At 63.4% G+C, this 14,204-nt stretch carries 13 protein-coding genes; 10 read left to right on the forward strand and 3 right to left on the reverse strand.

Annotated features, from left to right (window positions below):
• Positions 1-3 precede the first annotated feature (3 nt).
• Both BLS08_RS11240 and BLS08_RS11245 read right to left on the reverse strand, forming a co-directional pair.
• On the reverse strand, positions 4-660 hold the full coding sequence (locus tag BLS08_RS11240; protein WP_090336675.1) for a hypothetical protein: 657 nt from the start codon (positions 658-660) through the stop codon (positions 4-6).
• A gap of 22 nt (positions 661-682) precedes the next feature.
• A complete protein-coding gene (locus BLS08_RS11245) occupies positions 683-949 on the reverse strand; it encodes an Arc family DNA-binding protein (protein WP_090336677.1) in 267 nt (88 codons plus the stop codon).
• Between the two features lie 108 nt (positions 950-1,057).
• On the opposite strand from BLS08_RS11245, the gene BLS08_RS11250 reads away from it, so the two are divergent.
• From BLS08_RS11250 to BLS08_RS11295, 10 genes are all read left to right on the forward strand, one after another.
• On the forward strand, positions 1,058-1,207 hold the full coding sequence (locus tag BLS08_RS11250) for an Arc family DNA-binding protein (RefSeq protein WP_090336681.1): 150 nt from the start codon (positions 1,058-1,060) through the stop codon (positions 1,205-1,207).
• Positions 1,204-2,280 carry a phage antirepressor N-terminal domain-containing protein gene (locus BLS08_RS11255; RefSeq protein ID WP_208600920.1) on the forward strand — a complete coding sequence of 359 codons (1,077 nt, stop codon included), beginning with the start codon at positions 1,204-1,206 and terminating at the stop codon, positions 2,278-2,280. The genes BLS08_RS11250 and BLS08_RS11255 overlap by 4 nt, the downstream gene beginning before the upstream one ends.
• A 53-nt stretch (positions 2,281-2,333) precedes the next feature.
• A complete protein-coding gene (locus tag BLS08_RS11260) occupies positions 2,334-2,762 on the forward strand; it encodes a hypothetical protein (RefSeq protein ID WP_139204203.1) in 429 nt (142 codons plus the stop codon).
• 57 nt (positions 2,763-2,819) lie between these two features.
• Complete coding sequence (locus tag BLS08_RS11265) at positions 2,820-6,134, forward strand: phage tail length tape measure family protein (protein WP_090336687.1); 3,315 nt, start codon at positions 2,820-2,822, stop codon at positions 6,132-6,134.
• Positions 6,134-6,580, forward strand: a complete 447-nt coding sequence (locus BLS08_RS11270; RefSeq protein ID WP_244155376.1) for a hypothetical protein — start codon at positions 6,134-6,136, stop codon at positions 6,578-6,580. Before BLS08_RS11265 ends, BLS08_RS11270 begins: the two co-directional genes overlap by 1 nt.
• A 44-nt stretch (positions 6,581-6,624) precedes the next feature.
• On the forward strand, positions 6,625-10,206 hold the full coding sequence (locus BLS08_RS11275) for a hypothetical protein (RefSeq protein ID WP_090336689.1): 3,582 nt from the start codon (positions 6,625-6,627) through the stop codon (positions 10,204-10,206).
• Positions 10,206-11,198: a hypothetical protein gene (locus tag BLS08_RS11280; RefSeq protein WP_090336691.1), complete on the forward strand. Its 993-nt coding sequence runs from the start codon at positions 10,206-10,208 to the stop codon at positions 11,196-11,198. The genes BLS08_RS11275 and BLS08_RS11280 overlap by 1 nt, the downstream gene beginning before the upstream one ends.
• Before the next feature lie 131 nt (positions 11,199-11,329).
• A complete protein-coding gene (locus BLS08_RS11285) occupies positions 11,330-11,977 on the forward strand; it encodes a hypothetical protein (RefSeq protein ID WP_139204204.1) in 648 nt (215 codons plus the stop codon).
• The gene (locus tag BLS08_RS11290; protein ID WP_186351382.1) at positions 11,977-13,734 is read left to right on the forward strand and encodes a hypothetical protein; all 1,758 of its coding nucleotides are present in this window, start codon (positions 11,977-11,979) and stop codon (positions 13,732-13,734) included. The genes BLS08_RS11285 and BLS08_RS11290 overlap by 1 nt, the downstream gene beginning before the upstream one ends.
• The gene (locus BLS08_RS11295) at positions 13,734-13,970 is read left to right on the forward strand and encodes a hypothetical protein (RefSeq protein ID WP_090336694.1); all 237 of its coding nucleotides are present in this window, start codon (positions 13,734-13,736) and stop codon (positions 13,968-13,970) included. The genes BLS08_RS11290 and BLS08_RS11295 overlap by 1 nt, the downstream gene beginning before the upstream one ends.
• Here the strand turns inward: BLS08_RS11295 and BLS08_RS11300 are convergent.
• Entirely contained in the window at positions 13,967-14,167 is a 201-nt protein-coding gene (locus BLS08_RS11300) for a carbon storage regulator (RefSeq protein WP_090336696.1), read from the reverse strand. The two genes, BLS08_RS11295 and BLS08_RS11300, sit on opposite strands and share 4 nt — an antisense overlap.
• Positions 14,168-14,204 lie beyond the last annotated feature (37 nt).

A 14,204-nucleotide genomic window follows, 5' to 3' on the forward strand; every position in this document is an offset into this window, starting at 1 on the left:
GGCCTAGTCGGCAATCGACGCAGGGAAAACAGACTCCCGGTAGATGCGGAGGGTGCCTTGCCGCATTCGCGTAAACACGGCAGCTTCCAGGCCGCTGGAGATCGCGCGCTTATGGAAGTGCTCATCTGCCACGAATAGGCAGTCGGTGTACCACCCCATATCTGATGGGGTTCCGCCAAGCGCGTCGACCTGGGCATAGCATTCGCGGCGGGAGCGATCTTTGAATGGGCCGGTGAAGTCGCAGAGTTTTCCCCTGACAGCAAAGTCGGCGGGAGGTGTATCGAAGAGCTGCGGGTAAATGTCCCCGAAGGTCGGAAGGTCGGCTTTGACAAGGTCTTGAAGCGGGAAGCCGTCATAGCGCTCAGCGAATAGGGTGGTGAGCAGTATCAAAAGGTCGCGCTCAACAACTGGCTCCCAGCAGCCACTGTCAGTCGCCTGGTGTAGCGCAGCTCTGAGCATGTTGTAGGGGAAGAAGTCCAGGTACGGGTGGGCCGAAAGAAGCAGCTCGAAATTGGCTGCTCTCGACTGGGTGAGAGCACCGTCTGAAACGGCCAGTTGAGCGGCTTCTTTGATCGGCGTGAAGAAGTCCGGCAGTTCTTCGCGATCTCGCGCACGGGCTGCAGCTTTGATCCTGGCTTTATCTGGTTTGGCTGATGGCATGGCCGCTCCTTGGCATGTGGGGTTACTTTTTCTTGGCTGCTGCTAGGTGTTTCAACTGCTCCAGCACTATCTCTAAGTTCAGCTGTAGTTCTTCCAGGTCCGGCAATGGCCCCTTTGTAGCAGGCTCTACAGCCCGGATGATCCGGTGGATTTCTGGAGAGAAGCTTTCTTCCAGCCGAGCAATGATTTCAGCAGTTGCTGAGCGCTTGTTGTGTTTCGCAGCCTCTTCCACCTTTGTCTTGAGGGCGGCAGGGATACGAAGGTTGAACTGTGGATCTGTGCGGCTCATGGGAGTAGTTCTGATTAACAGAACATGAGGATGCATCACGGTGCTATTGACGGCAATGCATCACCGTTCTATAACTATGCATCACCGTAATACATAGAGGAACGTGAAGTGAGCAGAGCAGACACGCAAACCAATGTTCGGATGCCTGATTCCTTGAAGGCTTGGCTGCAGGAGCAGGCAGCTGCCAACCGTCGCAGCTTCACTGCTGAGGTGGTTATCCGGCTTGAAGAGTCGAAAAAGTTGCAGGAGGCAGCGTGACGCTGAAAAAGAAAAGCCCCGGCATTGCGGGCCAGGGCTTTGGTGTAAATCATTACGAGGCGATTCACATGGAAAATACTAACGCAATTTCGAAAGAAAACAATGCCCAGCTCGGCACCGTCGAGTTCCTTGGTAAGGCGCTGACCGTTATCAATACCGGCTCCCAGCTGCTGGTCGCTATGAAGCCGATCTGCGAAGGCATCGGCCTGGATTGGAAATCCCAATACGAGCGTATCAAGCGCGACGAGGTGCTCTCCAAAGGTATGGTCGTCATGACCACGCCTTCAGCGGGTGGAGACCAGCGCACCACTTGCCTGCCGCTCAACCTGCTTAATGGCTGGTTGTTTGGTGTCGATTCCAAACGCTGTAAGCCTTTCATTCGCCAGGCGCTGGTTCGCTACAAATTCGAGTGCTACGACGCGCTGGCGGCCTACTGGCAGCAATGCAGCACGAAAGCATTGCCTTCACCAGCCGCGCTGCCTGCGCCTGAAGAGGCTGAGCGCGTCACCCACGCTTTCCGTGGTTCGCGTGTCGAGTTTCTGGTTGATGGTCGGCAGGTGTGGGTCAAGGCCAGTTGCATCACCACGGCGCTGGGCCTGGGCAGCTCTGACCGCATCACCCGCAGCTTGGCCGATGACCGCAAGGTCTACCGTATGCGCGGGCAGCAAAAGCATGTGTTCATCGACCCCGCTGCCGCGTTGCGTGCCGCGGGCTACGTGCGCGAGAGCGAGAAGGCAAAGGTCTGGGAAGAATGGCTGACCGGCGTGCTGAAAACCTTCGATGCCGATGTGCAGAAGGCTGCCCTGGTCGAAGCCTTGGTGCCGGGGCAGACGCCCGTGGAGCGGTACGGCTTGGAGCAATTGCTGGATACCAAGATGCTGTTCAGCCTGGACGAACAGGGCAGGGCGCAGGTGAAGCCGATCCCGCCCGGTGCACTGATCGTCACACCAGAGCGGCTGGCGGAAGTGCTGCGTGACCCGTTCACGGTGCCGGTGGAGTACCTGCCCAACTTGATGCAGGTTATCGCCGGCCGCATGGGGGCTGTGCTCCAGCACGCTCTGCCAAGCCGTTAATAAACCGCATTGCCGATAACCCAGCCAGGTGCTGGGTTTCGGTGTTGGTGCAGATGGGCTACATTCCCTCCCATGTCCAAAGGGAGGGAAACCCGATGCAGTGTCCGAGTTGTGAACATGAAGCGCCGCAGGCTGATTTTGGCGAACCGTTACGGTGCCCGAAGTGTGGCGCCTACTATGACAAGGCGCTCAAGATGAAGCTCTCAGCCGCCCTGGCCAGCTCGGCTACACCCGTTGCTGAGCCTGCGCCTGCGAAAAAACCTGCGTTCACGTTGGCTGCCGACCATGTTGCCGTGGCAACAAGAGGCCTGGATGGTGCTCAACCAGTTGTTGTTGTAGACGTGCAAATGCGCTTTTGGTCGATGGTGGTGTTCATCATTAAATGGGCGCTGGCGTCAATTCCGGCATTGCTAATCCTGATGATGTTCTTTGCTGGCGTCGTTTCGTTTATGGGCGGCCTGTTAGGCACGGCGCTCAAGTAGTAGCTAATTAATTAAAGAAACCCGCTTCGGCGGGTTTTTTATTACCTGGAGAAAGGTATGGCCGGCCTGAAAGAGCGCCTGATTCAGTTTGTGCTGCGGGGCAAGGATGAGCTCTCGCCCGAGGCGAAAAAGTCTGAGGAGGCGCTTAACAGTCTGAAGGAAGCCAGCGAGCAGCTCGGTCAGGCGCTGGACAATGCCAAGGAAGCCCAAGGTCTGGCCAAGGCGCTGGAGCAAACCCAGCGCGCCGTCGAGGTGGCCAAGCGCAACCTGGGCGATGCAGAGAAGCAGGTGACCGACCTGCGTGATGCTTTGAGCAAAACGCCGGAAGCCGCTGGGCTGCAGCAGTCCCTCAAGGATGCAGAGCGCGAAGCCAGCCGCAGCCGTCGGCAGTTGAACGCGCTGACCCAGCAACTGGCCGATGCCGAGAAGGCGGCAAAGGCTGCCGGTGTAAATACCGATGGCCTGAGCGATGAACAACAGCGCCTGGCCGGCGAGGTGGACAAGGCCAGAAGGGCGTTGGACGAGAACAACGCCCAGCTCAAAGCAGTCCAGAGGGAGCAGGCAGCCGCGGCGCGCGCCACGGCTGAGCATGGCTCAAGGGTCGAGTCGCTTAGAGGGGCGATGAGTGCCGGTGCCAAGCAGATCCTGGGTTTCGCTGCTGCTTACGTCTCGCTGAACGCTGCTATGGGCCTCGTCCAGCGCGGGCTTTCGCTGGTGTCGCAGGGCATCCGCGCCGTTGCGATGGACGGCTCAGACAAGCAACAGGCGCTGGCTCAGTTGGAGGCCACGCTGGCTTCCACCGGGCGGCAAGCGGAGTTCACCACGCAGCAGCTGCTGGACATGGCCGATGCCATGGAATCCAGCTCAATGCTCACCGCCGAGCAGGTGCAGTCGGCTCAGGCGCGGTTGCTGTCGTACACGGACGTTGCCGCGAATGAGTTCCCGCGTGCCCTGCAGATCGTGATCGATCAGCAGCAGCGCCTGGGCATCAGTGCTGAGCAATCGGCCGAGATCGTGGGCCGTGCCCTGCAGTCGCCGTCGAAGGCCATGGCCGCTTTGGGGCGCCAAGGCTTCACCCTGGAGGCTGGCCAGCAGCGGTTGCTCAAGCAGCTGGAAGCCACCGGCCGAATGGCAGAGGCGCAGTCCATCATCATGGACATGCTGACCGAGGCCTATGGCGGTGCAGCCGCTGCGGCGCGCATGAACACTTTCCAGGGCTTGCTCAAGGACATCACTGACCGCTTCGGTGACTTCGCCAGCCAGGTGGCCAACTCCGGCGCGTTTGAGTACATGCAGCGCAAGCTGGTGGATTTGAGCGACTACCTTGACCAGATGGCCAGCGACGGCCGCCTGGATCGCTTGGCCGAAGGGCTCAGCAAGGGTTTCATCCAAGGGGTTGAATGGGCTGAGCGATTCGCAAAGAAGCTGCTGGATATCGACTTTCAGAAGGCGACCGATGACGCTGCGGCCTGGTTCAGCAGTCTCGGGCAGCACCTGGACGAAACCCAGCAGAAGCTTGCCGCATTCGTTCTGCCGTTTCGTGCGCTGTTCAATGGACTGACCTCCGGGCTCTCGTTGGTGGCTGCCGCGGTCACCAGCAAGATGAGTGAGGTGCTCGGGCTGGTTGATGAGGTGGCCAAGCGCCTACCCGATGCCATCGGTGGCGAGCGCTTGCGCAACTCGGTGCGTGCTGCGCGTGAGTCGCTGGACGGGCTCACCGCTGGTTTCGTGGCTCAGGTTGAGCAGGACGGTAAAGACATCCAGTCGGCCTGGGACGCGGCCATGGGTGGCATTGCTGAAAGCACCGAGACCAAGATGGCCGAGGTGACCGAGACCATCAAGCTGGAGAGCGTCAGCCAGGCCGATTTCGTGCGCCAGGCTGTCACCTCGATGCAGGGCGCGCTGGATCAGATCAGCACTGCCAAGACGGTCGCGCAACTTCGCCAGGTCGGCGACGAAATGTATGCCGCCTATAAGCGTGGCGACATCAGCCAGCAGGAATACGCGGCCGGTTCTGTCGAGTTGAATCGTCGGCTGACCGAGCTGGGTGGCGCCGCCAAGAGCATGGCCGGTGACGTTGGTATTGCGGCCGAAAGCCTCGAGTCCCTGACCGACGTGCAGCGGGCGATCAGCGACGCAAAAACCGACCGCGACATTACGGCGATCCGCACCGCCATCAAGCGGCTCTACGATGAAGGCAAAATCGGCGCGGCTGAGTACAACGCCGAGCTGGCCAAGCTGAGCGCCCGCCAGAAGGAACTGACGCAGGCCCTGCAGGGCAGCAAGAAAGCCCAGGACGATAAGAACGACTCGGACAAAGAGGCCATCGTCACCAGCGAGCAGCTGCGCCGCGAGAGCGGCAAGCGCATGGAAGCCGAGCGTAAGGCCGGCGATGAAGCGATGCAGCGGCGCCGGAAAGAGTCCAGCGCCGCACAGCGCGACATGTCCGCCATGGAGGACTTCTACAGCGGCGTCATGAGCCGCGCGCGTGAAGGTGTTGCGGGCTTGAGCCGTGCCGCCCTGGAGGCCTTCGACGCGCTGCGCAATATCAGCACGGCGTCACCGAGCATCGACACCAGCAGCTTGGATGCAACACGCACCAGCCTGGAGTCGGTATCCAAGGCATTGGGTGACGTGCGCGCGGCGCTGGCGATGCCGATGCAAAGCAGCCTAGCCCGCTGGATGGCAGAAACCCAGCAGGCCAGCCTGCAGACGCAACAGGCGTTTCTGTCGCAGAAGGCCAGTCTGCAATCGCTGATGCAGAGCTATGAGCGAGGCTCGATCACGGCTCAGCAGTTCGTGCGCCGGGCCAACAGCATGAAGCATGCGCTGAGCCTGTTGGATGAATCCGACCTGAGCGGCCTGGAATCGGCCATCGAGGCCGCCAACCAGCGCATGCAGCAGATGGGGCAATCCACGCGCAGCACGCTGGAAAGCCTGCAGGACGAACTGGACGGACTGCAGGGCCGGCAAGACGACATCGAGCGGCGCCGGTTTGCCGCTCGCCAGCGTGAGCTGCAGGCGCAGCTCGCCGAGGCACAGGCGAGCGGTGATGCACAGGCGGTGGCCAACGCCAGTCGTGCCCTTGGCCTGCTGCGGCAGATCGAGAGCGAGAGTGCGCAGCAGCGCCAGGCCGAGGAACAGAAAAAGCGCATGGAAGCGGAGCAGGCCAGGCAGGCAGAGGAACAGGAAAAGCGCATGGAAGCGGAGCAGGCCACCCAGCCAGCGCCCACGCAGCAGCCGGAACAGCCGAGCAAGGTTATCCGCCTGGAGATTCCGGGCAGCCCTGCTGTTGATGTGTCCGTGAGCGGTGACGCCGCCGAAGCCGACCTGCTGAGCATTCTCGAACAAGCCGGCTTGAGGAGCCTGTAATGCAACTGACCCTGGATGACCTCGACCTGGCTGCCGAGCCGAACGTGGCTGGCGAGCAAATGGAGTGGGTGGACGAATGGGACTGGAACGCCATCGAGCAGGAGCAGGAACGCTCGCTGACCGGGGCGCTGATCGTGCAGGAGGGCGTCAAGCTGTACGGGCGCCCGATCACCCTGGCCAGCAACGGCGGCGCCTGGTTCACCCTGGCCACTGTTCGTGCGCTGGAAGCCATGGCCAGTGTGCGCGGGTCTGTGCACCTGCTCACGCTGCCGAGCGGCGAACAGCACTATGTGACGTGGAACCGCGTCGCGGGGCCTGTCGTTCAGGCTGTGCCGGTACACCGCACTGTCGCGCCTGGGCCTGACTGGCTCTACCAGCTCACCCTGCGCCTGATCACTGTGGCGCCGCCGCCAGCCCCTGAGCCGGAACCCGACCCCGAACCCTGACAGCCCGCCCCGTGCGGGCTTTTTGTTGCCTGGAGATTGATGGCATGACCATTGCCGTAACTGACGTAAAGCTGCTGAAAAGCCAGCGCCTGACCGACGAAAATGACGGCGGCGGCCGCGCAACCGGCAATGCCGTGGTCGATGGCGAAGTGAACAACGTGTTCCCCGACATCAGCCGGCTCGACCGCACCACCGGCCGCATCAACCTGCGCAAGCTGTTCGGCGGGCCGATGACGCAGAACGCCGATGCTTACCTCGGCGCTCATGCCATCGTCACGAAAGCCGCGGCTGACCCGCGTGTGAGCGTGCTGCTGTTCAACACCGGCAGCCAGATTGACGAACGCCGCGACGCGCAGAACGCCATCGAGAGCTATGTGGCCGCTGCGACCACTGCGCAGTTTGAGTTGCTGGGCACCCAGCTGGCCGGCCAGCGCGCCATCGCGTGTGTGCAGCGCGAGGAACAGCGCGTGCCGGAGATCGGCGAGGTGTTCCAGCTGGTCACCGCCAGCGCCTCGCAATACGTGCGACTGACCGGCGTGGACGCTCGCCTCGAGCAATTCACATTCGATTACGGCAACGGCAACTTCGTCAACTTCACCCGGCGCCGGCTTGATCTGCAGATCAGCGCGCCGCTGCTGAATGAGTTCCCGGGCGGGCAGGTCACTCCGGCCGGCACCACGCCCACCGCTCTGGACGGTAAGGCCAAGGCACGCGTACTCAGCACCCAGGTAGCGGACGCTGCACGCTATTACGGCATCAGCCCGCTGGCCGAGGCCGTCGCGCCGGGCGCGCTGAACCTGCGTGTGCAGTCCGTCTACAGCCAGCTGGTGCCGAGCACCACCAAAGAGTCGGCGCTTGTCGACGTGCTGGGTGGCTATCAGCGGCAGATCTACGTGCCGGCCGGGCCGTCTCGCTCGGTCGCGCTCACCGTTGCTGCCGGCGCGCTGGCGGGCGAGTCCCGCACCTTCCTCGGCACCGGTTGCGCGCCGGGTACGCTGACCCTCGTGGCCAACGGCGGCACCTACGCCGATGACAGCAAGGGCGGCTTGCGCTACGTGAGCGGCAGCAACTGGCTCAGCTCTGGCCGTGTGGATTACCAGACCGGCGAGATCACCCTGGCCCGTACCGGCACCAGCTGGACGGGTAGCGCGAACGGCACCTATCGCCCCGGCGCGGCTGCAACGGGCGACACCATTACCGGTGAAGTCGAGATCACCCTCGGCAATCGCGGCTATGTGTACACCCTGAACCTGTCGGGTGCTGTGCCGCGCGCCGGCACGCTCAGCGTCAGCTTCATGGCCCTGGGCAAGTGGTACGAACTGCGTGACCAGGGCGACGGCCTGCTGACCGGCGAGGGTGCTGGCACCATTGCGTTCGCCACTGGCTCGGTATCGCTGACGCTCGACGCGCTGCCGGACGTGGGCAGCTCGCTGATCTACAGCTACGTCAGCTCGGCCGACAACGCCATCACCCAGCGTGCGGGCGGCAGCGTCGTGCCAAAGCTTGAGGTGCGCTACACCCTGCCCGAAGGCGGGGTGCTGCCGGGTTCATTCTCGGCCACCTTCACCGCTGGCAGCGTGCGCACGCTCACCGACAACGGCCAGGGCGTGCTGAGCGGCACCGGGGGCACCGGCACTATCGCGTATGCCTCGGGCGAAGTGGTCATGGTGCTGAGCGCTACGCCGAGCGGCGGCATTGCCTACGCCTGGGAGCGTGGCGCTGTCGACAGCGGCGCATTGAGCGTGACCAGCGATGGCAGCGGCATGGCGACCTTCACCATTCCCGGTGCGCCGTTCAAGCCGGGCAGTGTGCGCGTCAATTGGATGACCACGCGCCGCCAGGCCGCCCCGGCCATCAACTGGCGCGTGATCGAGGCGGGCAACGTGCTGCCGGTGTATGACGGCTATCGCGATATCGCCAACGTGGCCAACGACAACGGCAACGGCGGCTGGCAGGGTGGCCGAGCTGGCAGCATCAACTACACCACCGGCCAGGTGACGCTGCAGGTGGCGGCGCTGTACGACTACACCGAGTACACCTACAGCAACCGCTCGATAGCCACCAACATGCAGCCGAGGCTGACCGAGCCCACGCTGGTGACCACAAACGTGCAGCTGCGCGAGTCGTTCGGCGGCACCGTCGAGCACTCAGCCCAGGCCGACAGCGTGAGCGCCGACCCGCAAACCGCCAGCCAGGCTCAGCCCGGTATCACTGTCGAGCTGCTGCCAGGCATTGCTGAACCCATCGTGCCCGGTTCGCTGCTGTTCAGCTGGAACGGTGGGCTGTACTGCGACCGCTCCGGCATCCTGTACCGCGACGTGGCCAGCAACACCAACGGCGGCGTAGCGGTGGGTACGGTGAACTATGCCGACCGTACCGCGACGCTCAGCAGCTACGGCGGCAACGCCTCGGGCGCGGTGAGCATCCTGGCCTGCCTGACAGCAGCGGTGGGTTTCAGCGTGACCGCTGCAACGTACCGCACCCCAGGTGCGCCGCTGCGCGCGGGCAGCATGCAGGTGACGGCAGTGCGCGCGGATACCGCCGAGGTGATCACCGCTGTGAGCAACCTCAACGGCGAGTTCAATACCGGCATTGTGCGCGGCAGCGTCGACGCAACCACCGGCATCACCCGGCTGACCTTCACGACCGACCCGGACGACGACACCGGGGCGAGCGACATCGCCGTGATTCCGCTGCTGCTGCGCTACAACGCCGTTGTGCAGACGCGCCTGCCGCTCGATGCCGGCCTGCTGGGTCTTGACCCGGTGCGCCTGCCGGCCGATGGCCGCGTGCCGGTGTATCGCGACGGCGACGTGCTGGTGATCCACCACACCGCCGAAACGGTGGTGGCCTCGCCGACTGCTGGCAGCACGCTGCAGCTCGACCGCGCGCAACAGGCCGAGATCGAAGTGGTGGACGGTGCCGGTACGGTGCTGCGCGCCGACTCGTTCATGGCTGATCGTGAGCTGGGGACCGTGACCTGGGCAAACCCGTTGGTGCTGCAGGACGAGGAGGGCAACCCACTCGGCCTGCCGCTGATCGTGCGCGACCGCGTAGAGCACATGGCCCTGTGCACCGAGGTGCAGATTACCGGGCAGCTGGGCATCAGCTCCCCGCTGCCGTGGGAACTGCCGGCCGGCGAGGCGCAGGTGTCGAGTGCGGTGGCCTGGGGCGATCTGCAGGCGCGGATTCACACATGGTTCACGCAGCAAACGTGGAGCCAGGGCGCGCCGAACTGGACGGATGCCCCGGTGGGCAACACCACCACGGCGCAATACAACCAGCTGAGCTATCCGCCGATCATCACCAACGCGGGCGGCATCGCTGGCAAGTGGGCGCTGGTGTTCACCTCGGCCACGGCGTTCAACGTGGTGGAGGAACGCCTGGGCGTGATCGCCACCGGCAACACCAGCACCGACTGCGCGCCGATCAACGCCCTGACCGGCGAGCCGTATTTCACGATTCGTCGCGAGGGCTGGGGCTCTGGCTGGGCGGCAGGCAATGCGGTGCGCTTCAACACGGACTCGGCGCTAGGCCCGATGTGGTGCATCCGCACCGTCATCAGCGGGCAGGGCACGGTGGATGATGACAAGTTCGAACTGCAGGTTCGGGGGGATGCTGACTAATGTCCAGGGTTTATCACAGGGATCAGTCCGGCGTTCCGGTCATTCCCTACAGCACGAGCCAAGGGAGCGTCGCGCAGTTCGCTGCATTGAAAGTAGTGCTGAAGGCGTGTCTGGTGTCTGGCTACGGCGTTCTGCCGAGTGCTGGGTGGGCATTGATCGCTGAAGGCACGAACTATCTTGTGCTTAGAAATGGCAGTGAGAGTGGCTATGTGGGGTTTACCTGGGTGGCTGGTGCGGGGGGATTACTGCGCATCTATCTCAGCAAAACCTTTACCGGTATGAGCGGTGATGTGATGCAGGGCGATGGCCTGAAATCGGGTACAGCTGCTGGCCTTACCGCCCCGCAAGGCCTGTCATTGCAGCTGCCATTTCACAGTGCCGCGAACAGTTCGTGGTACATGATTGCAGACGAGAAGACTGCAATCCTCGGTTTTGGCGGCTACAGTTCTAATCAGGAGCTTCAAGGGTCTTTCAGCCCCTTAGTCGGGCATACCCTGTATTTCGGTGAAGACAGCGCGGGGCATGCGATTGCTGTTGGCGGGGCAAACAGCGCGGTTAGTTCAGGAAACAGCGCTTTATTTGGCGGTTTGTTTTCTGCCGGGGGGTTTACCGCTTTGACTAAACCTCTGACAGGCTTGTTAGTGGACACAGGCGCCATCAATGTTCACACCCCTAACCTGCCTGTGGCGAGCATTTCGACGCCTCGCCAGGACACCATCGTCAAGGCGCCGTCCGTATCCCTTGCGAAGGGTGGGTGGTATGGCGATGGTGCCTTCGCTGGTTGGTTCAGAGGGCTTGCGTTTAGCCCGGAGATTCACTTTACCGGCTGGACATCCTACGCCGCTCAGATTCTTGGCCGGTCAACGGCGATGCTTGTCCGTGATCAGAACGCGCCTGTTGATCTGGGGGATGCCTACACCTACTTCCTTAGAGCTGGTCTGTTTTCCTCAACTCCTTCATTCTTGGTTACTGACAACCCGGAGTTCTGGTGATGATCATTACTCCAGCGCTTGTCAGGCCGGTGGCCAACTATGTAGCGCGTCCCAAGGTGTCGTTGCATTTCAGGCTTCTGCGCGAGGGAGAGGTCACTACGGCAGAGAAGTTTCTGCGGCTGTATAGGGGCTTGGACACTCTTGCTGAGCTGGCTCAGGTGTTCTGGGCTGAGAACGGTGATGGTGAGTTTTCGCAGCCCATTCTCATTGACCTTGAGACGCTGCAGTCCATCGAGTGGATCGCAATCGGTCGGGACGATGCCCCGCCTCGGCGCGTCAGGGCGAGCTATCTCACGCTGACTACTGGTGGCTTGTACACGTTCAACATCACCAGTGGCGACGGCGGCCAGGCCGGCGACCCGGCCCAGGTCGAGGCGCGTGTACGCGTCGAGCGTGTGCCGGCGAGCCGTGAGGTGGTAATGCTGGAGCGTCCACCGGACGGCGAATGGCGTCTGGCAGGCTACGGCCCGACGCCGGGTGGCAGCGGCGAGATCGATCTGCGGGTGGTGGGCGGCGATGTCTATGCGCTGGCAGTCGATGACTACGGCGTGCAGTTCGTCGCTGACTTAGCCGTGCAGGTAGGCCAGCGCATTCGCCCGACGCAGTACAGCGGCTGGGTGTACGAAATCACCGAGGCCGGCCAGCTGCCGTCGGCAGAGCCCGAGTGGTGGGCAGCAGTGGGCGAGAACCCATCCCGCCCGCTGGGCACCGCGCGGGCTGTTGCTGTGCGCTACTTCCAGCCCATCGCCCATGGCCCGATCCCTGTCGAGGTGATCTGATGATCAGCGTTTCAATCGCTGGAGGCTGGGGCCGTGCGGCCTCGGCCGACCGCGCTGCGTCTGCAATTCCCTGGGACGCACTTCGCCAGGCCGACCGCCGTGCCGCTGCGCGCTGGCGTATCGCGGGCGTTGCGGATCGCCGCGCAACAGTCGTGCCCTGGGCGCGGGTGCCGGCGCTGGATGTGCTGCAAGCGGGGCGCTGGGGTGTTGCGGGCATGCTCGATGCACAAGCCATCGCACAGCCCTGGAACAGGGTGCCGGCGAAGGATCTGGCAGTGGCCAGCGGCTGGGATCACACCATGCAGCCGCGAGACCTGCGCCTGCGGCTGATCTACAACCCGAAGCCAGCGCGCAAGGATCTGGCCATCGCGGCAGGGCATCGCCGGGTGAACGAGTACGGCCCGCGCTTCAATGCCGAAACCGCCCTGCAGGACAGCCTCTATGTGCCCGGCACCGGGGCGCTGGTGTTCGAGTTCGGCGGCCGGCCGTACTTCCCCAGTACGTCGCCCGAGGTCTTCTTTGACTTCCGCTACGTACCGGCGACGCCCGCGATTCAGCCGACCGACATGCGGCGCACCCGCGTGCGCTGGCAGTCGGCGCGCCGGCTAAACCTCGGGCGCACCCTGCCATGGGGCAGGGCTCGGCAGGTCGACGGCGTGCTGACTGATCTGCCCTATGTGGACTACCCCGGCCCGGTCAAACCGCTGCCCGAGCCGCCGCCAGATCCAACCATTCTGGATACCTACATGATCGCGAACACCGTCAACCTGGTGGCACTGCCGAGCCGCACGCCCATTGCGGCGAAGAACATCCGCATCGGGCTGGATGCCGATTCGTTCAGCTGGTCGTTCAGTGCCGATATCTTCACCCGTGCCGCGCTGGAGCTGGTGCAGCCCGATGCCGAGGGCGCTGGCGAGCTGGAGTTGGACATTAACGGCTGGACGTGGGTCGTGCTGGTCGAGCGCTACAGCCGCAAACAGCAGTTTCCGGCCGAGGCCTACACGATCACCGGCGCGACCCGTGGCCAGCTGCTGGCCGCGCCCTACGCGCCGTTGCGCAGCGGGTTGAACGCGGCGCAGATCAACGCAGCCCAAGCGGCCGAGGCCGAGCTGCTGAACACCGGGTTTACCCTGGCCTGGCAGGCAACAGACTGGACATTCCCGGCCGGCGCGCTGAGCTATCAGAGCCAGACTGCAATGCAGGTTATCGCCAAGCTGGCCGAAACGATTGGCGGCGTGGTGCTGCCGGCCCGCGATAGCGATCACCTCGACATCGTGCCGCGCTACCCGCTGCCACCCTGGCAGTGGAATGACGTCGACGCGCCGATCACGCGGGTGATTCCTCCCGCCATGATGACCGACCTCGGCGGCGAGTGGACACCGCAACCGGCTTGGAATGCGTGCTACACCTCGGGCACCTCGGTCGGCTGCTCGATGCTCGTGCGCCGTGCCGGTACGGCTGGTGACAACCCAACGCCCGACGTGTTCGACGACTGGCTGACCGACCAGCCGGCCAACCAGGCGCGCGGTACGCACGAGCTGAGCAAGGGCGGCAACATCGAGATTGTCAGCGTGACCATCCCGCTGTTCCCGTTCGCCGATGACCACGGCGTCGGGCTGATCCTCCCGGCGCACCTGTATCGCGTGCCCGAGGAATCCGGCCCGTGGGTCGGCCTGTGCCTGGGCGTGGACATCAGCGCCGAGGGCACGGGCGCCGTGCGCGTATCGCAGCAGATCAGACTGGAGCGGCACCACTGATGGCAACAATCAACCCTTGGAAGCGATTCATCGGCCTGCTACCTGGCGGTGTGCGCACGGTGGCCATCGTGCGCAGCATCAACACCACGGCGGGGCTAAGTGAGGTGGAGCTGCGCACGGGTGTGCGCGTCACAGTTCGCGGTGTCGACGTGCCGGTGAACAGCAAAGCGTACATCGCCGACGGTGTGATCACCGGCCCGGCGCCTGAGCTGCCGCATTACGACATTGATGTTTAGGTGGTCAGCAGCTCTGCACGCACTATCGAGACGGACAACGGCGCCTGAATCGTTAGCTTCGCTTGCTGACCGTCGATCTTCGCGATGCGGATTTGAACGCCATCGGTCATGAGCTGCTGCAGCTCGCTTTCTGAGATGTCCGGCTCCAGCTTCAGCAACAGCTCTTCGCCTGTGCGACGGGTGAGTACGAGCGCCATAGTCCTGCCTCCCTGCAATTAAGTGTTTTTCAACCAT

Source organism: Ectopseudomonas chengduensis (assembly GCF_900102635.1).
GTDB lineage: Bacteria > Pseudomonadota > Gammaproteobacteria > Pseudomonadales > Pseudomonadaceae > Aquipseudomonas > Aquipseudomonas chengduensis.